Source organism: Streptomyces pathocidini, assembly GCF_001418495.1.
In the GTDB taxonomy this organism is placed as follows: Bacteria; Actinomycetota; Actinomycetes; order Streptomycetales; family Streptomycetaceae; genus Streptomyces; species Streptomyces pathocidini.
Genome location: NZ_LIQY01000156.1, coordinates 1 through 22,195, shown reverse-complemented (window position 1 = coordinate 22,195; position 22,195 = coordinate 1). Strand labels below are relative to the sequence as shown.

Here is a 22,195-nt window from a genome sequence, read left to right as displayed (position 1 = left end):
CCCGCCCGCCGCAGGGCGAACGCCTGCCCACAGCGCGGCGGCGCTGGCCCAGGACGAGGGCCGAACCATGGCCCACCGGGCCCCGCCCCACAGCCCGGCGGGGCTGGCCCACGACGACGGCCGGACCGCGGCCCACAACTCGGGCTGAGCCAGGGCCCCCGGCCCTACAGGCGGGAGAGGGCCGCTGTGGCGGACAGGACGTCGTGGATGGCCTCGCGGTCGCCCTCCTGGCCGGCGGCAGCCTCCAGCGGCTCCACATGCCCCGCAGCCAACTGGCAGAACTCGGAGGCGTCCAGGGCGACATGGGCCACCTCCTCGTCCGGGGACGCCTTCGCGCCCGGGGAGTCGAGGGCGATGAACCAGTGGCCGCCGCCGCTGCCCTCCACCTCCAGGTGGAGCGTGCGCCCGGGCGACCCCGCCGCCACCAACCGGCGGGCGGGGCCCGCCAGTCCGGCCCGGCGCCGCTGCGCCAGCGCCCCTGGCAGCAACCGCACCGCGAGGTCGATCATCAGCCGCAGACTCCCGGCGGACGGCGGATCGTACGGGTAGTGCACCGCCTCCGCGATGTCCCACGCGTGCACCCACGTCTCGAACGCCCGGTCCACCAGCGAGTCCCGCAGCGGAAGGTCGAACTTCCCGTAGGGGACCGCCAGTTGCGAGACGCCGCCGCCCGCGAAGGACACCGTGCGGATCAATGTGTGCACCTGCTCGCGCCACGGCTCGCGCACCGAGCCCAGCCGCTCCGGCAGGTCCGTGCGCCAGTACGCCTCCGTGCGCCCCACCGGCGAGGTCGGCGCGCTACCCGGGTCGGCGGCGTACGCGTCGAGCGCGGCCAGCGGGTCGTCGAGACCAAGTGCCCGCGCCACCAGCCCGTCCACGGCCCGCAAGTGCCCCAGCACACCCGCGACACTCGCCTGCCGCTCCATGGCGCGGTTGCCCTCGTACCACCGCAGCCGCACCGGCGCGCTCCGGGAGGGGAGCATCCGGTTCCGGCAAGACCGCCTCAGCCGACGCGGCGCCCTCGGAAGCCGCATCCCCAGAAGCCGCGCCCTCAGAACTGACGTCCCCAGAAGCCGGAGCCGGTTCCACCGGCGCCACCTGCATATCGTCCGCGTCCGGCAGCGGCAGTTCCGTGACCGACTCGCCGGTCAGGCGGGGCCGGCCGACCGTCTCGTCCGGGACCGCGCCCCCGGCCGCGACCAGGTGCAGCCGGGCGAGCGCCCGCAGCGGTGACTGCCGCCAGACGCCGAGGAGTTGGCCCGCCTCCGCCGTGAGCCGCAGCGCCGCGCCGACCGTCCACGGCTCGCCCTCGCCGCCGAAGTCACTGCGCCGGCGCACCTCTTCCAGCGCCCAGTCGGCCCCGGCGAGCGCAGCCGAGCCGCGCGCTCCGCGCAGCGCGGCCTCCGAGGTGATCTCGTTGCTGCGGCGGCGCATCACCCGGTGGCCGTAGACCCGGTCGACCGCCTTGCGCACGGAGTCCACGGAGTCGGCCACACCCGGGAGGCCTCCGAGAACGGCGAGCGGATCGGCTTCAGTACTCATGGCCACGACCCTACGCACGGACAGGCTCAACCCCTCGTTGGAGTGGTCTTCTTCACGCAGATCCGGTATCCGGACACTCACCCACCTATCTTGCTGAACATGAAGATCGCTTTCGTAGGGAAGGGCGGCAGCGGCAAGACCACGCTGTCCTCACTGTTCATCCGCCATCTCGCCGTGGCCCGCATTCCCGTGATCGCCGTGGACGCGGACATCAACCAGCACCTGGGTCCCGCGCTCGGCCTCGACGAGGAGGAGGCCGCCGCGTTGCCCGCCATGGGCTCCCGGCTGCCGCTGATCAAGGACTATCTGCGCGGCTCGAACCCGCGTGTCGCCTCCACCGAGACCATGATCAAGACCACGCCGCCGGGCGGCGGTTCCCGTCTGCTGCGGATCCGCGAGGACAACCCGGTCTACGAGGCCTGCGCCCGGCCCGTGCAGCTGGAGGACGGGGCGGCCGTGCGGCTGATGGTGACCGGCCCGTTCACCGAGTCCGACCTCGGCGTCGCCTGCTACCACTCCAAGGTCGGCGCGGTCGAGCTGTGCCTGAACCATCTTGTCGACGGCCGCGACGAATACGTCGTCGTCGACATGACGGCGGGCTCGGACTCCTTCGCCTCCGGGATGTTCACCCGCTTCGACACGACGTTCCTGGTGGCCGAGCCGACCCGCAAGGGCATTGCGGTCTACCGCCAGTACAAGGAGTACGCCCGCGACTTCGGCGTCGCACTGCACGTGGTCGGCAACAAGGTGCAGGGCCCCGACGACGTGGCCTTCCTGCGCGACGAGGTGGGCGAGGACCTGCTCGTGACCTTCGGCCACTCCGACTGGGTGCGGACGATGGAGAAGGGCCACCCGCCGCGCTTCGAGGCGCTCGAACCCGCCAACCGCCGTGCGCTCGCGGCCCTTTATGAGACCGCCGACGCCTCGTACGAGCGGCGCGACTGGGGGCGCTACACGCATCAGATGGTCCACTTCCATCTGAAGAACGCGGAGAGTTGGGGCAACGTGAAGACGGGGGCCGACCTGGCGTCCCAGGTCGACCCCGCCTTCACGCTCCACGAAGACCTGCGGGAGGGCGTCCCCGCGGAGGCCGGCGAGGCTGTCAGTCAGCCCGCTTGACCGACTTCCCGCCCTTGCCGCCCTTCTTCCTGACCGAGGAGTCGGGCCCGGCGGGGGCCGCGGGCTGGGCGCTCATGAAGGCCGCCCAGCCCCCCTTCGGTGCCTCGCCGACCTCCAGGCCGCGCAGCCGGGCCAGCACCTGCGGGTCCTGCGCGTCCATCCAGTCGGTGAGCTGCCTGAAGGTCACGCAGCGCACGCCGTCCCGCTTGCAGACCGACTTGATGACGTCCTCGATGGCGCGCATGTACGTGCCGCCGTTCCAGGACTCGAAGTGGTTGCCGATGAAGAGGGGCGCGCGGTTGCCGTGGTAGGCCCGGTCGAAGGCCGCCAGCAGGCCGTCGCGCATCTGCTTCCCCCAGATCGCGTGCTTGGACGGGTCACCGCGCACCGTCCCGGACTGGTTGGCGAGGAAGTTGTAGTCCATGGACAGCGTCTCGAAGGCGCGGCCGGGCATGGGGACTTCCTGGAGCGGGAAGTTCCAGATGCCGCCCAACTTCGACGGCCAGACCTGGCGGCCGCCGGAGGAGCTGGCGTCGTAGCGGAAGCCCATCTTCTTGGCCGCGGGGATGAGGTTCTTCTGGCCCTCCAGGCAGGGGGCCCGCCCGCCGATCAGCTCCTTGCTGTAGTCGAAGGGGAGCGGCGCTGCCTTGTCCAGCCCGGCGTTGGTGCGCCAGTTCTTGACGAAGAACTCGGCCTGCTCGATCTCGCTCTTCCACTCCGCCGTCGACCAGGTGCCGACCCCTCCGTTGGGACCGCAGAAGTGGCCGTTGAAGTGGGTGCCGATCTCATTGCCCTCCAGCCAGGCGAGCCGGACCTGCTCCAGGGTGGCGCGGATGCCCTTGAGGTTGTTGAAGCCGATGTCCGAGGAGCCGCGCGAGTGCTGCGGCGGGGCGTAGAGCTTCCGCTTGTCCTGGGGGAGTACGTAGACGCCGCTGAGGAAGTACGTCATGCGCGCGTCGTACTTGTTGCCCACCGCCCGGAAGTGCGAGAAGAGCCGCTGGCTGTCCTCGCCCGCGCCGTCCCAGGAGAAAACCACGAACTGCGGGGGCTTCTCGCCGGGCTTCAGCTTCCGGATGGGGGGCTGGTGGGGCTGGCGGCCGGTGTCGGCGGTCGAACCGTCGCCGATCAGCCGGATCTTGTCGGCGGACACGCCCTCGGGGACCGCGAGGCGCTTCTGTTCGTCGTCGGGTGGTGACTTCGTCTTGAGTTCGGCCGAACAGCCGGTGACAGCTAGGGCCATCGCCGATGTGGCGACACAAAGGATCACTCTCCTCGGGGCTGTCATAGCCACCTCTCTCCCTGATGCAGGCCAAGACAACTCCGACACACCGTGACATAACCGACACAGAGGATTTATATGACAGGCTGAAGAACTGACAAGTTCACTCACTCGGAGTAATCGCGGCAGGTTATGCCGTGGAACTATCCCGTCCGCCTTTACCTTGCGTTACGCTCCCTTTACTGATTGTTGAGGATTCGCCACCCTGCGCCGGCCACCCCCGCCGGCCACCCCCCGCCGCTGTACGCCGTGATCCACGGCCGCCTGAACGCGACCGCGGCACTCCGGAGGAGACGGGACCATGACCACTCGCACACCCCCGCGGCTCGGCCGCCCCGGCCGCCGATTCCGCCCGCACCCCGCCGACCTGTCCGCGTCGGTGTCGGTCTTCCTGATCGCGCTGCCCCTCTCCCTGGGCATCGCGCTGGCCACCGGGGCGCCACTGCAGGCCGGCCTGGTTGCCGCGGCCGTCGGCGGGATCGTCGTCGGGTTACTGGGCGGCGCTCCGCTCCAGGTCAGCGGGCCCGCGGCCGGGCTGACCGTGATCACCGCCGACCTGATCCAGACCTACGGCTGGCGCGTCACCTGCGGCCTCACCGTGGTGGCCGGACTTGCCCAAATCGCCCTGGGCTGCGTACGCGTGGCCCGGTCCGCGCTGGCGATCAGCCCAGCGATCGTGCACGGGATGCTGGCGGGCATCGGCGTGACCATCGCGCTGGCTCAGCTGCACATCGTGCTGGGCGGCAGCCCGGAGAGCTCGGCGATCGCCAACGCCCTCGAACTGCCGGAGCAGTTGATGGACCCGCACCCAGCCGCGCTGTCGGTCAGCGGGATCACCCTCGCCGTACTGCTGCTGTGGCCGCGGATGCCGGGGAAGTGGGGGCGGCTGCTGCGGACCGCACCGGCAGCGCTGGCGGCGGTGCTGGTCGCGACGGCGGTCGCGGCGCTGGCCGGGCTGCAGCTGCCGCGGGTCGACCTGCCGTCGTGGCGCAGCCATGCGCTGCCGGAGCTGCCGCACGGCCCGCTGCTGGGGCTTGCCGCCGCGGTCCTCACGATCACGCTCGTGGCGAGCGTGGAGTCGCTGCTGTCGGCCGTCGCCGTCGACAGGCTGGCCTCGGCCCGGAAGGGCCCGAGCGCGTCGGAGCACCGCGTTCCACGGGCGGACCTCGACCGGGAGCTGCGGGGGCAGGGCGCGGCCAACATCGTCTCCGGTGCCCTGGGCGGACTGCCGGTCACGGGGGTCGCGGTGCGCAGCGCGGCGAATGTACGAGCCGGGGCGGTGAGCCGGTGGTCCACGGTAATGCACGGGGTGTGGGTGATGCTCGCGGCCGGGGTGCTGGTCGGAGCGCTGGAGTTGATCCCGCTGGCCGCGTTGGCCGCGCTGGTCATGGTCATCGGCGTGCAGATGCTGAACTTCGCGCACATCCGCAACGTGCACCGGCACCGCGAGTTCCCGGTCTACGCGGCGACGGTCGCGGGTGTGGTGGTGGCCGGGGTCCTGGAGGGGGTGGCGGTCGGGATCGCCGTGGCGGTGGCGGTCGCGCTGCACCGGCTCGCCCACACGCGCGTGTCGGTCGAGCAGGAGCCGGAGGGTGTCCACCGGGTGCGGGTGCGGGGGCAGTTGACGTTCCTCGCCGTGCCGCGGCTGAGCCGCGCCCTGGGGCAGGTGCCGGACCAGGCCCACGCGATCGTGGAGCTGCACGGCTCCTTCATGGACCACGCGGCGTACGAATCGCTGCAGCACTGGCGGGACGCGCACCTGGCCCACGGCGGGACGGTCACGATCACCGGCCGGGACGGGCAGCGGATCGCCGAGCCCGCGTCCGAGGGCGGACACCACTGCCGTCCCTGGACGCCCTGGCGGAACCACGCCTGCACCCAGCCGGCGGCCTCGGGTGAGCAGCAGACCACCGGAGCCAAGGGATCCGGAGGGAACCGCCAACTCGCCAGCGGGCTCAGCGCGTTCCAGCGGAACACCGCGCCGCTGGTGCGCGAGGAACTGGCCCGCCTGGCGCGAGAGGGCCAGCGCCCCTCGCACCTCTTCCTGACCTGCGCGGACTCCCGGCTGGTCACCAGCATGATCACCTCGAGCGGGCCGGGTGACCTGTTCACCGTGCGGAACGTGGGCAACCTGGTGCCGCTGCCGGGCGCCGAGAGCTCGGACGACTCGGTGGCCGCGGCCATCGAGTACGCGGTGGACGTGCTCGAGGTCAGCAGCATCACGGTCTGCGGGCACTCCGGCTGCGGTGCCATGCAGGCGCTGCTGGACTCGGCGCAGGGCGGGCCGCAGCCGCGCACCCCGCTGTGGCGCTGGCTTCGGCACGGCTGGCCCAGCCTGGAGCGGATGGCGGGCGGCAGGGGACCCGGCGGCCTGACGGGCGTGGGCTCCGACGGCCTGACGGGAGCGGTCCCCGTCGGCCTGATGGGCGCGGGCCCAGGCGGTCGTACGGGCGAGGGCCCGCGGATCGCCGATCGGCTGGCGGCGGACGCGGTGGAGAAGTTGTGCCTGGCCAATGTGGTGCAGCAGTTGGAGCATCTGATGGCGCATGAGGCCGTGGCGCGCAGGGTGGTCGAGGGGTCGCTGGAGCTGCACGGGATGTACTTCCACGTCGGCGAGGCGCAGGCGTATCTCCTGGGCGAGGATGCCGAGGTCTTCGCCCGTGTCGCCCCCTCCGTCGGGGAGCAGACCATGGCTTGAACCAGCGGGCGGTGGCGTGAAATCGGCGTCCCAGCGGCCCGGAAAAGACAGGTCTAAACCAATTTCAGGGAAGGGCCTTGTCACACGGCCCGGGGGACTGGTGAGCTATGGCCTGGGACACACGTAAGTCACCCTGGGATTGGGAGAAGTCGTGAGCAACGAGAGCCTGGCCAACCTGCTTCGTGAGGAGCGCAGGTTCGCGCCGCCCGCCGACCTGGCCGCCGCCGCCAACGTCACCGCGGAGGCGTACGAACAGGCCAAGGCTGACCGACTCGGTTTCTGGGCCGAGCAGGCCCGCCGGCTGACCTGGGCCGCCGAGCCGACCGAGACGCTGGACTGGAGCAACCCGCCCTTCGCGAAGTGGTTCGCGGACGGCAAGCTCAACGTCGCGTACAACTGCGTCGACCGGCATGTGGAGAACGGGCTCGGTGACCGGGTCGCCATCCACTTCGAGGGCGAGCCGGGCGACTCCCGCAGCCTCACCTACGCCGACCTCCAGCGCGAGGTCGCCAAGGCCGCCAACGCCCTGACCGAGCTTGGTGTCCAGGCCGGGGACCGGGTCGCGATCTACCTGCCGATGATCCCGGAGGCGGTCGTGGCGATGCTGGCCTGCGCCCGCATCGGCGCCCCGCACTCCGTCGTCTTCGGCGGCTTCTCCGCGGACGCGCTCGCCACCCGCATCCAGGACGCCGACGCCCGCGTCGTCATCACCTCCGACGGCGGCTACCGCCGCGGCAAGCCCTCCGCGCTCAAGCCGGCCGTGGACGAGGCGCTGACCCGGCCGGGCACGGAGAACGTGCGCAGCGTCCTGGTCGTCCGCCGCACCGGGCAGGAGACCGCCTGGCACGAGGGCCGCGACGTGTGGTGGCACGAGCTGGTCGACCGCCAGTCCGAGCAGCACACGCCGGAGGCGTTCGGCGCCGAGCACCCGCTGTTCATCCTCTACACCTCGGGCACGACCGGTAAGCCCAAGGGCATCCTGCACACCACCGGCGGCTATCTGACGCAGGTCGCGTACACCCACCACGCCGTCTTCGACCTCAAGCCCGAGTCGGACGTGTACTGGTGCACCGCCGACGTCGGCTGGGTCACCGGCCACTCGTACATCGTGTACGGGCCGCTGGCCAACGGTGCCACCGAGGTGCTCTACGAGGGCACCCCGGACACCCCGCACCAGGGCCGCTGGTGGGAGATCGTGCAGAAGTACGGGGTCACGATCTTCTACACCGCGCCGACCGCGATCCGCGCCTGCATGAAGTGGGGCGATGACATCCCGGCCAAGTTCGACCTGAGCAGCCTGCGCGTGCTGGGCTCGGTGGGCGAGCCGATCAACCCCGAGGCCTGGGTCTGGTACCGCAGGAACATCGGCGCGGACCGCACGCCGGTGGTCGACACCTGGTGGCAGACCGAGACCGGCGGCATCATGATCAGCCCGCTGCCGGGCGTCACCGAGACCAAGCCGGGCTCGGCGCAGGTACCGCTGCCCGGCATCGCGGCGACCGTCGTGGACGACGAGGCCCGCGAGGTGCCGGACGGCGCGGGCGGCTACCTGGTCCTGACCGAGCCGTGGCCATCCATGCTCCGCACGATCTGGGGCGACGACCAGCGCTACCTCGACACGTACTGGGCGCGCTTCGGCCCCGGTCAATCTGCGACTGGCGTCGCGTGGCGCTACTTCGCCGGCGACGGCGCCAAGAAGGACGACGACGGCGACATCTGGCTGCTCGGCCGGGTGGACGACGTGATGCTGGTCTCCGGTCACAACATCTCGACCACCGAGGTCGAGTCGGCCCTCGTCTCGCACCCCAAGGTCGCCGAGGCCGCGGTCGTCGGCGCCACAGACCCGCAGACCACCCAGGCCATCTGCGCCTTCGTCATCCTGCGCGGCAGCGCGAGCGAGAGCGAGGGCCTGGTCGAGGAGTTGCGGGCGCATGTCGCGAAGGCGCTCGGCCCGATCGCCAAGCCCAAGCGGATCCTGCCGGTGGCCGAGCTGCCCAAGACCCGCTCCGGGAAGATCATGCGCCGCCTGCTGCGCGACGTGGCCGAGAACCGGGCCCTGGGCGATGTGACCACGCTCACTGACTCCTCCGTCATGGAGCTGATCCAGAGCAAGCTGCCCACCGCCAGCGAGGACTGAGCGGGAAAAACCGGGCAGGTCGAAGCGTTGATCGGGTGAGGGGTGCGCTGCCACGGCGGCGCACCCCTCACCCGTTCCGGCTAAACTGGGCACGGTCGCGTCAATATCGCGACAAAAATTCAGGGTGTGCCGGGAAGTCTGGTCGGCAAGTGCTCCTGCCGTGACTCGGCCGGGGCCTTAACGTGCTGAACCCGACCGGAGGTCGACCTGTGGCCGCGCCCCCCAACCGCCGTAAGTTCCTGGGACGCCTCTCGCTCCCCGAGCGGACGTTCGTGGCGGACGCCCTCCGCGCCGAGACCGTCGGCGGTGTCCTGCTGCTGATCGCCGCGATCGCCGCGCTGATCATGGCGAACACCCCGCTGAGCGACTTCTACCGGGACGTGCGGGACTTCTCCTTCGGCCCCGAGTCGCTGCATCTGAACCTCTCGGTCTCGGGCTGGGCCCAGGACGGCCTGCTCACGATCTTCTTCTTCGTCGCGGGCATCGAGCTCAAGCGCGAGCTGGTCGCGGGCGAGCTGCGCGATCCGAAGGCCGCGGCGCTGCCGGTGGTCGCCGCGGTCTGCGGCATGGTCGTCCCGGCCCTGTTCTACTTCGCCGTGAACTCCGGAGGCGGCGGCGACCTGGGCGGCTGGGCCGTGCCGACGGCCACCGACATCGCGTTCGCGCTGGCCGTCCTCGCGGTCATCGGCACCTCGCTGCCGTCCGCGCTGCGCGCCTTCCTGCTGACCCTGGCCGTCGTCGACGACCTCTTCGCGATCCTGATCATCGCGGTCTTCTTCACCAGCCACATCAACCTGCCGGCCCTGGGCGGGTCCTTCGTCGGCCTCGCGCTGTTCTGGCTGCTGCACCGCAAGGGCGTACGCGGGTGGTACATCTACGTGCCGCTGGCGCTGGTCATCTGGGCGCTGATGCACGCCAGCGGGGTGCACGCGACCGTGGCCGGTGTCGCGATGGGCCTGATGCTGCGCTGCACCGTGCGGGACGGCGAGAAGCACTCGCCCGCCGAGCACATCGAGCATCTCGTCCGGCCCCTGTCGGCCGGTCTCGCGGTGCCGCTGTTCGCCCTGTTCGCGGCCGGGGTGACGGTCACGGGGGAAGCGCTGGGCGATGTCTTCACCAAGCCCGAGCCGCTGGGCGTCGTGCTCGGCCTCGTCGCGGGCAAGACCGTCGGTGTCTTCGGCGGCTCCTGGCTGGCCGCGCGCTTCACCAAGGCCGAGCTGAACGAGGACCTGGCCTGGGCGGACGTGTTCGCCGTCGCCTCGCTCGCCGGCATCGGCTTCACCGTCTCCCTCCTGATCGGCGAACTCGCCTTCCCCGACAACCCCGTCCTGGTTGGCGAGGTCAAGGCAGCCGTGCTGATCGGCTCGCTGATAGCGGCGGTGCTGGCGACCGTGCTGCTCAAGATGCGGGACGTGCAGTACAAGAAGCTCTGCGACGACGAGGAGCGGGACGAGGACCACGACGGCATCCCCGACATCTACGAGCTGGACGACCCGGGCTACCACCTGCGCATGGCCGCCATCTTCGAGGAGAAGGCCGCCGAGCACCGGCGCCTTGCCGAAGTGGCCGCAGGCCGGCGCGCCGAGGGCACCAGTCCGGCATGATCTGAGGGCAGAGAGCCGGGAGACAGCTGGCGACCGGCGCAGCGGTGGAGCGAGAAGAGAAGAGGGATGCAGCGATGAGCGCAGCCGAGCAGGACGGCGACCGCAGCCTCGGCAAGCTGGTGGCCGCGGCCACGGCCGATCTGTCGGCCCTGGTGCACGACGAGATCGCGCTGGCCAAGGCCGAGATCCGGCAGGACGTCAAGCGCGCGGGCATCGGCGGCGGGGCAATCACCGCGGCCGGTGTGCTCGCCCTCTTCGCGCTGCCGGTGCTGAGCTTCGCCGCCGCCTACGGCATCCACAACCTGGGGCTTGGCCTGGCCTGGGCGTTCCTCATCGTCGGCGCGGCCTATCTCGTACTGGCCGCGCTGCTCGGCCTGTTCGCGGTCGCCAAGTTCAAGAAGGTCAAGCCGCCGCAGAAGTCCATCGCCTCCGCCAAGGAGACGGCCGCCGTGCTGCAGGGCGTGAAACCCCATCCGCGTACGGCGAACGGCTCGCGTCCGGCGGGCGCGACTGTGACACGCTCGACGGTATGACGGTCCCCGACACCTCAGCCTCGGTCGTACGCCTCGAAGGTCCCTGGACGCACCGGGACGTGGCCGCCAACGGCGCCCGGTTCCACATCGCCGAGGCGGGCGACGGCCCGCTGGTGCTGCTGCTCCACGGCTTCCCGCAGTTCTGGTGGTCCTGGCGCCACCAGCTGACGGCGCTCGCCGACGCGGGGTTCCGGGCAGTGGCCATGGACCTGCGCGGGGTGGGCGGCAGCGACCGTACGCCGCGGGGCTACGACCCGGCCAACCTGGCACTGGACGTGACCGGGGTGATCCGCTCCCTCGGCGAGCCCGACGCCGCGCTCGTCGGCCACGACCTGGGCGGCTATCTGGCGTGGACGGCCGCCGTGATGCGGCCCAAGCTCGTACGGCGGCTGGCGGTCTGCTCGATGCCGCACCCGCGGCGCTGGCGCTCGGCCATGGTCGCCGACGCCCGGCAGTCCGCCGCGAGCAGCCATATCTGGGGCTTCCAGCGGCCGTGGATCCCCGAGCGGCGGCTGACCGCGGACGACGGGGCGCTGGTCGGCGAGCTGATCCGGGAGTGGTCGGGGCCGCGGCCGCCCGAGGAGGGGGCGCTGGCGGCCTACCGGCGCGCGATGTGCATCCCGTCGACCGCGCACTGCTCGGTCGAGCCGTACCGGTGGCTGGTGCGCTCGCTGGCCCGGCCCGACGGCATCCAGTTCAACCGGCGGATGAAGCGGCCGGTGCGGGTGCCGACGCTGCATCTCCACGGGTCACTCGACCCGGTGATGCGGACCAGGAGCGCGGCCGGTTCCGGGGAGTACGTCGAAGCGCCGTACCGCTGGCGGCTGTTCGACGGTCTGGGGCACTTCCCGCACGAGGAGGACCCGGCAGCCTTCTCGAACGAGCTCATCAACTGGCTGAAGGACCCCGAACCCGACCGCTGAGGCCCTTCGCCGGTCTCGTCCCAGGCCATCGGGGGGTGTACGGTGCGGCCCCCGGGCCCTGCTCGCACACCCTTCCTACGAACGCCAATTGCCCGCCGCATAGGCCAATTGGCCCCCATGGGCGCGGTTATCGACCATGGGGCACGGGCACGCTTCTCCGTATGGGTTGGACGTACGACTCCCGCGACGCCGGGAGTCCGGGGGCCTCTCCCCGGGACACCGCAGTTCGCAACCGAAGCGCCTCGGCGGCGCGCGCCACCTCCCCTCGGGGGGTGGTGGGCCCGGGGCGTCCCGGCCGGATGACCGATCTCCAGCTGGGCATTCCGCGCATCCTGCGCCGCCGCGCCCGCTGGGTGTCGGCGCGGCTGCGCCATCCCCGCGGCTAGGCCGTGTTCCAGGACGCGCCGGCCCCGGCACGTCCTGCCGCCACCGGAGGACGCCGAAGGCCGCTTGAGCCCGCAGCCCTGCCCGTTTGAGCGCGCAGCCCTGTCTGCTTGAGCCCGCCGCCCCGGCTGTTTGAGCCAGCCCTGGCCGTCCGCTAGAGCGCGCAGCCCTGGCTGTCGACCTGCCGGTCTGCCGTACGGCCCTTGGTGATGTCCTCGCGCACCTCGTCCGCCGTCAGCGCGTACCCGGTGTTCGCGTCGTCGAGAGACTTGGCGAAGACCACGCCGTACACCTTGCCGTCCGGGGTGAGCAGCGGGCCGCCGGAGTTGCCCTGCCGGACCGTGGCGTAGAGGGAGTAGACGTCACGGCTGACGGTGGAGCGGTGGTAGATGTCCGGGCCGTTGGCCTGGATACGGCCGCGGATGCGGGCCGCTCGCACGTCGAAGGCGCCGTTCTCCGGGAAGCCCGCGACGATCGCGCCGTCGCCGCTGTGGGCGTCGCCCTCGGTGAACTCCAGGACGGGCGCCCGGAGTGAGGGGACGTCGAGGACGGCGATGTCGCGCTTCCAGTCGTAGAGGACGACGGTCGCGTCGTAGAGCCTGCCCTCGCCGCCGATCTGGACGGTCGGCTCGTCCACACCGCCCACCACGTGGGCGTTGGTCATCACGCGGTGCGGGGCGAAGACGAAGCCGGTGCCCTCCAGCACCTTGCCGCAGCCGGGCGCCGTGCCGACGACCTTGACGATGGACTGCTGGGCGCGGGTGGCGACCGGGCTGGTGGCCAGGCGCGGGTCGGGGGCGGGGACGGAGGTGATGGGCTCGTTGGAGAACGGACTGAAGACCTGCGGGTAGCCGTTCTGCGCGAGGACCGAGCTGAAGTCGGCGAACCAGGTGTTGGCGGTCTGCGGGATGATCCGCGAGACGCCCAGCAGCACCTTGGAGCTGCGGACCTCCTTGCCCAGCGTGGGCAGCGAGGTGCCGGCCAGGGCCGAGCCGATGAGCCAGGCCACCAGCAGCATGGCGAGGACGTTGACGAGCGCGCCGCCGGTCGCGTCCAGGGCGCGAGCGGGCGACCACGTGATGTGCCGGCGCAGCTTGTTGCCGAGGTGGGTGGTGAAGGCCTGGCCGACCGAGGCGCAGACGATCACCACGACAACGGCCGCCACGGCGGCGCCCGTTCCGGGGGTGGCGTCCTCGGTGAGCTCGTTCCAGATCACCGGCAGCAGGTACACCGCGACGAGGCCGCCGCCGATGAAGCCGATCACCGACAGGATGCCGACGACGAATCCCTGGCGGTAGCCGACGATCGCGAACCACACGGCGGCGAGCAGCAGCAGGATGTCCAGCACATTCACCGAAAGTTGCCTCGCATGTACGTCGCCACCGGTCCGGGGACTCCACAGGAGGTCGCAAGGACCTGTCCTGGGTCGGGAGGACACCGTCTCATGCGGGTCATGAGCGCCCGTCGAGCGGGACCTGCTTCGAGCGGTCCCACGGCCGCTCCCATCCCGCGTAGTGCAGCAGCCGGTCGATCACCCCGGCCGTGAAGCCCCAGACCACTGCTTCCCGCACGAGGAAGGCGGGGCCGTGGTGGCCGCTGGGGTGGACGGCGGAGGCCCGGTTGGCCGGGTCGGTGAGCTCCGCGACGGGGACCGTGAACACCCGGGCCGTCTCGGCGGGGTCGACCGGCGAGACGGGGCTCGGGGTGCGCCACCAGCCCAGCACGGGGGTGACGACGAAACGGCTCACCGGGATGTAGAGGCTCGGCAGCACGCCGAAGAGCTGCACGCCGGACGGGTCGAGCCCGGTCTCCTCGCGGGCCTCGCGGAGGGCGGCGCGCAGCGGGCCCGAGGTCCGCGGGTCGCCGTCCTCGGGGTCGAGCGCGCCGCCGGGGAACGAGGGCTGGCCCGCGTGGGACCGCAGGGTTCCGGCCCGCTCCATCAGGAGCAACTCGGGCCCGTCCGCGCCCTCGCCGAAGAGGATCAGTACGGCGGAGGGGCGGCCGCCGGACTCGGGCGGCAGGAAGCGGCTGAGCTGGTGCGGGGCGACGGTCCGCGCGGCGTCGGCCACCGGCTCCAGCCACGCGGGCAGGCCGGCCGCGGTGACCTCGACGGGAGCGGTCCGGGCGCGGGGGGCGTGCGCGTCCTTGGCCTGCGCGTCCTTGGCCTGCGCGCCGACGGCGTGGGCGGCCGGCTCCGAGGAACGGGTCATTCCGCCCCCAGCGGCGGGGCAGGCTCGCCCGGGTAGTCCGACGGGGGCTTCAGGCGCTGGCCGGGGCGCCCGCCCAGCTCGTACTTCAGCAGCTTCCGCGCCTTCTCCGGGTCGGTCTCGCCCTCGCCGTACGCCGGGCAGAGCGGGGCGATCGGGCAGGCGCCGCAGGCGGGTTTACGGGAGTGGCAGACGCGGCGGCCGTGGAAGATGATCCGGTGCGAGAGCATGGTCCAGTCGCTCTTGGGGAAGAGCTCGGCGATCTCGGCTTCGACCTTCTCCGGGTCCTCCTGCACGGTCCACTTCCAGCGCCGCACGAGCCGCCCGAAGTGGGTGTCCACGGTGAGGCCGGGGACGCCGAAGGCGTTGCCGAGCACGACGTTCGCCGTCTTGCGGCCGACGCCGGGGAGGGTGACCAGGTCCTCCAGCCGGCCCGGCACCTCGCCGCCGAAGTTGTCGCGCAGCGCGGTGGAGAGCCCGATCAGCGACTTGGCCTTGGCCCGGAAGAAGCCGGTGGGCCGGATGATCTGCTCCAGTTCCTCGGGGCGGGCCGCCGCGAGGTCCTCGGGCGTCGGGTAGACGGCGAAGAGGTCCGGGGTGGTCTGGTTGACGCGCAGGTCGGTGGTCTGGGCCGAGAGGACCGTGGCGACCAGGAGTTGGAAGGGGTTCTCGAAGTCCAGCTCCGGGTGGGCGTACGGATACAGCTCGGCGAGCTCGCGGTTGATGCGGCGGGCGCGCCGGACGAGAGCGAGGTGGGACTCGGGCTTGGCGCCACCGGCTCGCCCTTTTGCCGCCTTTGTCGCACTTTTCTTTTTCGCGGACGAGCGTTCGCCCACAGCGGAATTCCGCGGCTCGGCCACTCGTACGGCCCCCTTGTCCTGTGCTCTCACCGGCGTATTGGACACTCGGCCAGAGTAAAGCCCGGCACCGACATCCGGCCCAGCCGCATGGAATCGCCACCCCAATCGGCCCCCTGCCGTAGGGCTTCCGCGAGGGATGCGCCACACTTGTGTTTGATCACACAGTTTTACCGTCCGGCATCATGGGGACCACGGTCCCCTGTGCATGTCGACAAGGAGAGATCCCGTGGACGACGTTCTCCGGCGCGCTCCGCTCTTCGCGGCGCTCGACGACGAGCAGGCCGCCGAGCTGCGCGCCTCGATGAGCGAGGCCACCCTCGCGCGGGGCGACGCCCTGTTCCACGAAGGTGACCCGGGCGACCGCCTGTACGTGGTCACCGAGGGCAAGGTGAAGCTGCACCGCACCTCCCCCGACGGCCGCGAGAACATGCTCGCGGTGCTCGGCCCCGGCGAGCTCATCGGCGAGCTCTCCCTGTTCGACCCCGGACCGCGTACGGCCACGGCCAGCGCGCTCACCGAGGTCAAGCTGCTCGGCCTCGGCCACGGCGACCTCCAGCCCTGGCTCAACGCCCGGCCCGAGGTGGCCACCGCGCTGCTGCGCGCCGTGGCCCGCCGGCTGCGCCGTACCAACGACTCCATGTCCGACCTGGTCTTCTCGGATGTGCCCGGCCGCGTCGCGAAGGCCCTGCTGGACCTCTCTCGCCGGTTCGGCGTGCAGTCCGAGGAGGGCATCCACGTCGTCCACGACCTGACCCAGGAGGAGCTGGCCCAGCTGGTCGGCGCCTCCCGCGAGACGGTCAACAAGGCGCTGGCCGACTTCGCGGGCCGCGGCTGGCTCCGTCTGGAGGCCCGCGCCGTGATCCTGCTGGACGTCGAGCGGCTGGCGAAGCGCTCGCGCTGACGTCTCAACGCACCGAAGGGGCCCGTCGGTTGACGGGCCCCTTTGTGTTGCGCAGGCCCCGTGTTGCGCAGCCCTTCGTGTTGCGGCGTGGGCGCCGGCGGTTCACGCCGGGCTCTGTACGGCGCCGCCCACGGCAGGAGCGCGCCCGCCCCTCAGATCAGCCCGTGCTCCCGCAGGTAGTCCAGTTGGGCCCGGACCGAGAGGTGGGCGGCGGGCCACAGGGAGCGGTCCACGTCCGCGTAGACGTGGGCGACGACCTCGTCCGGCGTGCGGTGGCCCGCCTCGACGGCCGTCTCCACCTGGGCCAGGCGGTTGGCGCGGTGGGCGAGGTAGAACTCGATGGCGCCGCGGGCGTCTTCGAGGACCGGGCCGTGGCCCGGGAGGACCGTGCCGACGCCGTCGTCCACCGCCAGGGAGCGCAGCCGGCGCAGCGAGTCGAGGTAGTCGCCCAGGCGGCCGTCCGGGTGGGCGACCACCGTCGTGCCCCGGCCCAGGACCGTGTCGCCGGTCAGGACCGCAGCGTCGGCCGGGAGGTGGAAGGAGAGCGAGTCGGCGGTGTGGCCGGGGGTGGGCACGATCCGCAGCTCCAGGCCGCCCGTGGTCACCACGTCGCCCTCGGCCAGGCCCTCGTCGCCGAGCCGCAGCGCCGGGTCCAGGGCCCGTACCTTCGTACGCGTCAGCTCCGCGAAGCGGGCCGCGCCCTCCGCGTGGTCGGGGTGGCCATGGGTCAGGAGGGTCAGCGCGACGCGCCTGCCCGCGTGCTCGGCGGTGGCGATGACGACCGACAGGTGGGACTCGTCGAGCGGGCCGGGGTCGATGACGACCGCGAGGTCCGAGTCCGGCTCGGCGACGATCCAGGTGTTGGTGCCCTCCAGCGTCATCGCGGACGGGTTGGGCGCCAGGACGCACACGGCCCGCGCGGTGGCCGCGCCGCCGATCGCGCCGCCGCGCGGCTGCCCCGGCAGGGATTCCGCGTACGTCATGAACCCGCCCCCGATGCGATGTGCTGGGTGAACTCCTCGTGGCCCGGCCAGCTCAGCACGATCTCCCCGCCGCGCAGTTCGGCCCGCGCCAGTACGGGCGCCAGGTCGCGCCCGGCGGCCGCCGCCAGCACCTCGGCGGCCGAGCCGTACGACGCCACCTCGCGCAGCGTCGCGATGGTCGGCGGCATCATCAGCAGTTCGCCCCGGTCGTAGCCCGCCGCGGCCTCCGCCGGGCGGATCCAGACCGTGCGGTCCGCCTCGGTCGAGGCGTTCCGGGTCCGCTGGCCCCGCGGCAGCGCGGCCACGAAGAACCAGGTGTCGTAGCGGCGCCGCTCGAACTCCGGGGTGATCCAGCGCGCCCAGCAGCTCAGCAGATCGCTGCGCACGACCAGGCCGCGCCGCGCCAGGAGCTCGGCGAAGGACAGGTCGCGGGCCACGAGCGCCGCCCGGTCCGCCTCCCAGTCCGCGCCCGTGGTGTCCGCGACGACGGTCTCCGCGGAGTCCCCGGCGAGCAGCACGCCCGCCTCCTCGAAGGTCTCGCGGACCGCCGCGCAGACGATGGCCTGCGCCGCCTCCCCGTCCGTGCCCAGCCGTTCGGCCCACACCGCTGGCGAGGGCCCGGCCCAGCCGACCGGCCGCTCGTCGCGCGGGTCCACGGAGCCTCCCGGATACGCGTACGCGCCCGCGGCGAAGGCCATGGAGGCGCGTCTGCGCAGCATGTGGACGGTGGGGCCGTCCGCGGTGTCGCCGAGCAGCAGGACGGTGGCGGCCCGGCGCGGGGTCACCGGCGTCAGCTCGCCGTTCGCCAGCGCCCGGATCCGCTCCGGCCACTCCGGCGGGTACCACTGGCCGTCTCCACGGCCGCTCTCACGGGACATGGGCGGATGCTATGCGCTGCCGCCCGGATGTTCGAGTGGGCCCGGAAGCCGGGCCCACCGACCTCAGTCCGCCAGCTCGACCTGGATCTCGACCTCGACCGGCGCGTCCAGCGGCAGCACCGCGACGCCCACCGCGCTCCGCGCGTGCACGCCCTTGTCGCCCAGCACCTCGCCCAGCAGCTCGCTCGCGCCGTTGATGACGCCCGGCTGCCCGGTGAACTCCGGCGTGGAGGCGACGAAGCCGACCACCTTCACGACCCGCGCGATCCGGTCCAGGTCGCCGACGACCGACTTGACCGCGGCCAGCGCGTTCAGCGCGCACGTGCCCGCCAGCTCCTTGGCCCGCTCCGGGCTGACCTCGCCGCCGACCTTGCCGGTCGCCGCGAGGCTGCCCTCCACGATCGGCAGCTGGCCGGAGGTGAAGACGTACGAGCCCGAGCGCAGCGCCGGCACGTAGGAGGCGAGCGGCGCGGCCACCTCGGGCAGCTTCAGCCCGAGCTCGGCGAGCTTCTTCTCGACGGTGCTCATCAGGCCTTCTCCCGCTTGAGGTAGGCCACCAGCTGCTCCGGGTTGTTCGGACCCGGCACGACCTGGACGAGCTCCCAGCCGTCCTCGCCCCAGGTGTCGAGGATCTGCTTGGTGGCATGGACGAGCAGCGGCACGGTCGCGTATTCCCACTTGGTCATGGTGCCGACTGTAATGCCTGCCACCGACAGCCCCCGCGCCCGCCCGGGCCCGTAGGCAAGCCCCGTACCCGGGCCCGTACATGAGCACCGCTGCCCGGGCCGTACGCGAAGCCCGTCCCGTACGGAGCCGGTCCCGTGCGTAGCGCGCCCGCCGACTGGTTAGGCTCCGAATCATGACCAGGCTCCATGTCGTGACCGGCAAGGGCGGCACCGGCAAGACCACGGTCGCCGCGGCCCTCGCGCTGGCCCTCGCCGCCGAGGGGAAGCGGACCCTGCTGGTCGAGGTCGAGGGGCGGCAGGGGATCGCCCAGCTCTTCGAGACCGAGGCGCTGCCCTACGAGGAGCGGAAGATCGCCGTGGCCCCGGGCGGCTCCGGCGAGGTCTACGCGCTGGCGATAGACGCCGAACGCGCCCTCCTGGACTACCTCCAGATGTTCTACAAGCTGGGCAGCGCGGGCCGCGCCCTGAAGAAGATCGGCGCGATCGACTTCGCCACGACCATCGCCCCGGGCCTGCGCGACGTCCTGCTGACCGGCAAGGCGTGCGAGGCCGTACGCCGCAAGGGCCGGGACGGCCGCCCGGTGTACGACTCCGTCGTCATGGACGCCCCGCCGACCGGCCGGGTCACCCGCTTCCTCAACGTCAACGACGAAGTGGCGGGGCTGGCCAGGATCGGCCCTATACACAACCAGGCCCAGGCGGTCATGCGGGTCCTCAAGTCCCAGGACACGGCGGTGCACTTGGTGACGCTGCTGGAGGAGATGCCGGTCCAGGAGACCGTGGACGGCGTCGCCGAGCTGCGCGAGGCGGGCCTGCCGGTGGGCGGGATCGTCATCAACATGGTGCGCCCGCGCATCCTCGACGCCGAGGCCGTGCGCGCCGCCGAGGGCCACCGCCGTACGGACGTGGCCAAGGCCCTCTCCCAGGCGGGGCTGGGCGGCGCGCGGCGCGGCGGGCACGCGGAGCGGCTGGTCGGGCCGCTGCTGGAACAGGCCAGGGAGCACGCCGAGCGGCTCGGACTCGAACGGGAGCAGCGCGCCGAACTGGCCGGACTGGGGCTGCCCGCCTACGAGTTGGAGTTCCTCGGCGACGGCGGCGACCTCGCCGGGCTCTACCGCCTGGCGGCGGATCTGCGGAAGCAGGGCGTGGCGGAGGAGGGTTCGTGACCACGACGGTGCGGGGTTCGGAGACCGAGGACAACCCAGGAGGCCCGGCCCCGGAAGCCTCGGGAGGCCCGGCCCTGGGAGGGGTCCCGCTCCTGGAGACCGATCCGCTCGTCGACGACCCGGCCACCCGGATCATCGTCTGCTGCGGCTCCGGCGGCGTCGGCAAGACCACGACGGCCGCCGCCCTGGGCGTACGCGCCGCCGAGCGCGGCCGGAAGGCCGTCGTGCTCACCATCGACCCGGCCCGCCGCCTCGCCCAGTCCATGGGGATCGCCTCGCTCGACAACACCCCCAGGCAGGTAGACGGCATCCGGGGCGAGGGCCGACTGCACGCCATGATGCTGGACATGAAGCGGACGTTCGACGAGATCGTCGAGGCGCACGCGGACCCGGAGCGGGCCAGGGCGATCCTGGAGAACCCCTTCTACCAGTCGCTGTCGGCCGGCTTCGCGGGCACGCAGGAGTACATGGCCATGGAGAAGCTCGGCCAGCTCCGCGCCCGCGACGAGTGGGACCTGATCATCGTGGACACCCCGCCGAGCCGCTCCGCGCTGGACTTCCTGGATGCCCCCAAGCGCCTCGGGTCCTTCCTGGACGGCCGGTTCATCAAGATGCTGATGGCCCCCGCCAAGATCGGCGGGCGGGCGGGGTTGAAGTTCCTCAACGTCGGCATGTCGATGATGACCGGCACCCTCGACAAGCTCATGGGGGCCCAACTCCTGCGGGACGTCCAGACGTTCGTGGCCGCCATGGACACGATGTTCGGCGGCTTCCGCACCCGCGCCGACGCCACGTACCGGCTCCTGCAGGCCCCCGGCACGGCCTTTCTGGTGGTCGCGGCGCCCGAGCGGGACGCGCTGCGCGAGGCCGCGTACTTCGTCGAGCGGCTGGCCGCGAAGGACATGCCGCTGGCCGGGCTCGTGCTCAACCGCGTGCACGGCAGCGGGGCCGCCGGGCTGAGCGCGGAGCGGGCGATCGCCGCCGCGGAAAATCTTGACGAGAGCCGCATTGTGGATCAGATGTACGGGCAAGCTGGCACTCGTACGCCCGATTGTGGCTCCCCCACCGCGGAGGGCGAACAGGACCAGGGACAGCACGAGTCGGCACAGCGCGCACACCACGAAGACCACGCGGACCACTCAGAGCCGGACCACTCAGACCACGCGGATCACGGAGACCACACGGACCACCCAGAGCACGCGGACCACGAAGGGCCGAACCACACACCGTACGAGAGCGCACGCAGCGCGGGTGAGCCGGACGCCGCCGAGGTGCTCGCGGCCGGGCTCCTGCGGCTGCACGCCGAACGCATGCAGGTGATCGCCCGCGAACAGCGCACGCGCGACCGCTTCACCGCCCTGCACCCGGAGGTGCCGGTGGCCGAAGTGGCCGCGCTGCCCGGCGATGTCCACGACCTCGCGGGGCTGCGCGCCATCGGTGAGCGACTCGCGGCGGGTGGGCCCAACCCGGTTTGACGCCAACCTGGTTGAACCCAGCCTGGTCCGGCCCGGGTTCAACCCAGCCCGGCATAGCCCAGGTTGGTTCAACCAGCAGTTGGTTCAACCCGGCGGTTGGTTCACCCCAGCCCGGGCTAACCCGCCGCCGCGTAGTCCTCGTCGTCCATCTCCACAGGCAGGATGCCCGCGCTGCGCTCGTATTCCGTACGCGCGGTCTCCAGCAGTCTGCGCCAGGAGGTGACGGTGGGCCGGCGGCGCAGCAGCGCCCTCCGCTCCCGCTCGGTCATGCCACCCCATACGCCGAACTCGACGCGGTTGTCGAGTGCGTCGGCCAGACACTCGGTACGCACCGGACAGCCGGTGCACACCGCCTTCGCCCTGTTCTGTGCCGCACCCTGAACGAACAGTTCATCCGGATCAGTTGTGCGGCAGGCTGCCTTTGTACTCCAGTCGGTTACCCAGCTCATGCTGGCGCCGTCCTCTCCCGAATCGAGGCTCCCCCACGGCGGCAGCGGCATATTCACCGTTGCCAGTTGAGGACGTTACGGAAGGCGGGCAGGGCGCAACAGCCCCCGCGGGCCCAATCTTGAATGGCCCGAACGGACTATGCGTACGCGGCAGATCACCCACCGGAGTGAGGCGGGGACATAGGTCACGCACCGGACAAACCGGTACGAGACGGAGAGAGGGACGCGAGGCGGATACGGGGCACCGTCACCGTCGGAAACAGCTTAGGCCAAGGGCTCGGCGCCTGTCCGGCGATTGAGAACGTAGGCTGCCCCCCATGACCAAGACGCGCTCGGGCGGGGGCACCGGAACCGGTGCCCCCGCCCGAGCG

At 71.9% G+C, this 22,195-nt stretch carries 19 protein-coding genes; 9 read left to right on the top strand and 10 right to left on the bottom strand.

Annotated elements, in window-relative coordinates:
- Positions 1–798 precede the first annotated feature (798 nt).
- On the bottom strand, positions 799–1,542 hold the full coding sequence (locus tag AOK16_RS29225) for an oxidoreductase (protein ID WP_420865374.1): 744 nt from the start codon (positions 1,540–1,542) through the stop codon (positions 799–801).
- Positions 1,543–1,641: 99 nt separating this feature from the next.
- Between AOK16_RS29225 and AOK16_RS09640 the strand changes: the two genes are divergently transcribed.
- Positions 1,642–2,661 carry an ATP-binding protein gene (locus AOK16_RS09640; RefSeq protein ID WP_055471833.1) on the top strand — a complete coding sequence of 340 codons (1,020 nt, stop codon included), beginning with the start codon at positions 1,642–1,644 and terminating at the stop codon, positions 2,659–2,661.
- Here AOK16_RS09640 and AOK16_RS09635 read toward each other — a convergent pair.
- The gene (locus AOK16_RS09635) at positions 2,645–3,946 is read right to left on the bottom strand and encodes a polysaccharide deacetylase family protein (RefSeq protein ID WP_055471829.1); all 1,302 of its coding nucleotides are present in this window, start codon (positions 3,944–3,946) and stop codon (positions 2,645–2,647) included. The two genes, AOK16_RS09640 and AOK16_RS09635, sit on opposite strands and share 17 nt — an antisense overlap.
- A 295-nt stretch (positions 3,947–4,241) precedes the next feature.
- On the opposite strand from AOK16_RS09635, the gene AOK16_RS09630 reads away from it, so the two are divergent.
- The 5 genes from AOK16_RS09630 to AOK16_RS09610 all read left to right on the top strand — a co-directional run bounded on the left by AOK16_RS09630 (position 4,242) and on the right by AOK16_RS09610 (position 11,835).
- Entirely contained in the window at positions 4,242–6,638 is a 2,397-nt protein-coding gene (locus AOK16_RS09630) for a SulP family inorganic anion transporter (RefSeq protein WP_079101217.1), read from the top strand.
- A gap of 151 nt (positions 6,639–6,789) precedes the next feature.
- Positions 6,790–8,775 (top strand): acetate--CoA ligase, encoded by a 1,986-nt coding sequence (gene acs / locus AOK16_RS09625; RefSeq protein ID WP_055471828.1) that lies wholly within the window; start codon positions 6,790–6,792, stop codon positions 8,773–8,775.
- Positions 8,776–8,984: 209 nt separating this feature from the next.
- Positions 8,985–10,379, top strand: a complete 1,395-nt coding sequence (gene nhaA, locus AOK16_RS09620) for a Na+/H+ antiporter NhaA (RefSeq protein WP_055471827.1) — start codon at positions 8,985–8,987, stop codon at positions 10,377–10,379.
- Between the two features lie 74 nt (positions 10,380–10,453).
- Positions 10,454–10,912 carry a phage holin family protein gene (locus tag AOK16_RS09615; RefSeq protein ID WP_055471826.1) on the top strand — a complete coding sequence of 153 codons (459 nt, stop codon included), beginning with the start codon at positions 10,454–10,456 and terminating at the stop codon, positions 10,910–10,912.
- On the top strand, positions 10,909–11,835 hold the full coding sequence (locus tag AOK16_RS09610; protein ID WP_055471825.1) for an alpha/beta fold hydrolase: 927 nt from the start codon (positions 10,909–10,911) through the stop codon (positions 11,833–11,835). The genes AOK16_RS09615 and AOK16_RS09610 overlap by 4 nt, the downstream gene beginning before the upstream one ends.
- 538 nt (positions 11,836–12,373) lie before the next feature.
- Here AOK16_RS09610 and AOK16_RS09605 read toward each other — a convergent pair.
- From AOK16_RS09605 to nth, 3 genes are all read right to left on the bottom strand, one after another.
- Positions 12,374–13,573: a MarP family serine protease gene (locus tag AOK16_RS09605; RefSeq protein ID WP_055471824.1), complete on the bottom strand. Its 1,200-nt coding sequence runs from the start codon at positions 13,571–13,573 to the stop codon at positions 12,374–12,376.
- A gap of 97 nt (positions 13,574–13,670) precedes the next feature.
- Positions 13,671–14,429, bottom strand: a complete 759-nt coding sequence (locus tag AOK16_RS09600; RefSeq protein ID WP_055471823.1) for an NUDIX hydrolase — start codon at positions 14,427–14,429, stop codon at positions 13,671–13,673.
- A complete protein-coding gene (gene nth, locus AOK16_RS09595) occupies positions 14,426–15,262 on the bottom strand; it encodes an endonuclease III (protein ID WP_055471822.1) in 837 nt (278 codons plus the stop codon). The genes AOK16_RS09600 and nth overlap by 4 nt, the downstream gene beginning before the upstream one ends.
- A gap of 250 nt (positions 15,263–15,512) precedes the next feature.
- Between nth and AOK16_RS09590 the strand changes: the two genes are divergently transcribed.
- Positions 15,513–16,187 carry a Crp/Fnr family transcriptional regulator gene (locus AOK16_RS09590; RefSeq protein WP_055471821.1) on the top strand — a complete coding sequence of 225 codons (675 nt, stop codon included), beginning with the start codon at positions 15,513–15,515 and terminating at the stop codon, positions 16,185–16,187.
- 152 nt (positions 16,188–16,339) lie between these two features.
- On the opposite strand, the gene AOK16_RS09585 is transcribed toward AOK16_RS09590, so the two are convergent.
- From AOK16_RS09585 to AOK16_RS26425, 4 genes are all read right to left on the bottom strand, one after another.
- Entirely contained in the window at positions 16,340–17,170 is an 831-nt protein-coding gene (locus tag AOK16_RS09585; protein ID WP_055471820.1) for an MBL fold metallo-hydrolase, read from the bottom strand.
- On the bottom strand, positions 17,167–18,048 hold the full coding sequence (locus AOK16_RS09580; protein ID WP_055471819.1) for an NUDIX hydrolase: 882 nt from the start codon (positions 18,046–18,048) through the stop codon (positions 17,167–17,169). Before AOK16_RS09580 ends, AOK16_RS09585 begins: the two co-directional genes overlap by 4 nt.
- Before the next feature lie 63 nt (positions 18,049–18,111).
- Positions 18,112–18,576 (bottom strand): RidA family protein, encoded by a 465-nt coding sequence (locus AOK16_RS09575; RefSeq protein ID WP_055471818.1) that lies wholly within the window; start codon positions 18,574–18,576, stop codon positions 18,112–18,114.
- Positions 18,576–18,734 (bottom strand): Sp36 family protein, encoded by a 159-nt coding sequence (locus AOK16_RS26425; protein ID WP_003967454.1) that lies wholly within the window; start codon positions 18,732–18,734, stop codon positions 18,576–18,578. The genes AOK16_RS09575 and AOK16_RS26425 overlap by 1 nt, the downstream gene beginning before the upstream one ends.
- A gap of 173 nt (positions 18,735–18,907) precedes the next feature.
- Here AOK16_RS26425 and bagA point away from each other — a divergent pair, with 173 nt between their 5' ends.
- Together bagA and bagB are read left to right on the top strand one after the other, a co-directional pair.
- Positions 18,908–19,900: an ATPase BagA gene (gene bagA, locus AOK16_RS09570; protein ID WP_055471817.1), complete on the top strand. Its 993-nt coding sequence runs from the start codon at positions 18,908–18,910 to the stop codon at positions 19,898–19,900.
- A gap of 74 nt (positions 19,901–19,974) precedes the next feature.
- Positions 19,975–21,375: an ATPase BagB gene (gene bagB, locus AOK16_RS09565; RefSeq protein ID WP_055471832.1), complete on the top strand. Its 1,401-nt coding sequence runs from the start codon at positions 19,975–19,977 to the stop codon at positions 21,373–21,375.
- A gap of 116 nt (positions 21,376–21,491) precedes the next feature.
- Here bagB and AOK16_RS09560 read toward each other — a convergent pair whose 3' ends face one another.
- Complete coding sequence (locus tag AOK16_RS09560) at positions 21,492–21,824, bottom strand: WhiB family transcriptional regulator (protein WP_055471816.1); 333 nt, start codon at positions 21,822–21,824, stop codon at positions 21,492–21,494.
- Positions 21,825–22,195: the final 371 nt, after the last annotated feature.

Bases quoted from the DNA above. Each gene is read 5' to 3' on its own strand.
- AOK16_RS29225 (WP_420865374.1), bottom strand. From the start codon at position 1,542: ATGAGTACTGAAGCCGATCCGCTCGCCGTTCTCGGAGGCCTCCCGGGT.
- AOK16_RS09640 (WP_055471833.1), top strand. From the start codon at position 1,642: ATGAAGATCGCTTTCGTAGGGAAGGGCGGCAGCGGCAAGACCACGCTG.
- AOK16_RS09635 (WP_055471829.1), bottom strand. From the start codon at position 3,946: ATGACAGCCCCGAGGAGAGTGATCCTTTGTGTCGCCACATCGGCGATG.
- AOK16_RS09630 (WP_079101217.1), top strand. From the start codon at position 4,242: ATGACCACTCGCACACCCCCGCGGCTCGGCCGCCCCGGCCGCCGATTC.
- AOK16_RS09615 (WP_055471826.1), top strand. From the start codon at position 10,454: ATGAGCGCAGCCGAGCAGGACGGCGACCGCAGCCTCGGCAAGCTGGTG.
- AOK16_RS09610 (WP_055471825.1), top strand. From the start codon at position 10,909: ATGACGGTCCCCGACACCTCAGCCTCGGTCGTACGCCTCGAAGGTCCC.
- AOK16_RS09600 (WP_055471823.1), bottom strand. From the start codon at position 14,429: ATGACCCGTTCCTCGGAGCCGGCCGCCCACGCCGTCGGCGCGCAGGCC.
- AOK16_RS09585 (WP_055471820.1), bottom strand. From the start codon at position 17,170: ATGACGTACGCGGAATCCCTGCCGGGGCAGCCGCGCGGCGGCGCGATC.
- AOK16_RS09580 (WP_055471819.1), bottom strand. From the start codon at position 18,048: ATGTCCCGTGAGAGCGGCCGTGGAGACGGCCAGTGGTACCCGCCGGAG.
- AOK16_RS09575 (WP_055471818.1), bottom strand. From the start codon at position 18,576: ATGAGCACCGTCGAGAAGAAGCTCGCCGAGCTCGGGCTGAAGCTGCCC.
- AOK16_RS26425 (WP_003967454.1), bottom strand. From the start codon at position 18,734: ATGACCAAGTGGGAATACGCGACCGTGCCGCTGCTCGTCCATGCCACC.
- bagA (WP_055471817.1), top strand. From the start codon at position 18,908: ATGACCAGGCTCCATGTCGTGACCGGCAAGGGCGGCACCGGCAAGACC.
- AOK16_RS09560 (WP_055471816.1), bottom strand. From the start codon at position 21,824: ATGAGCTGGGTAACCGACTGGAGTACAAAGGCAGCCTGCCGCACAACT.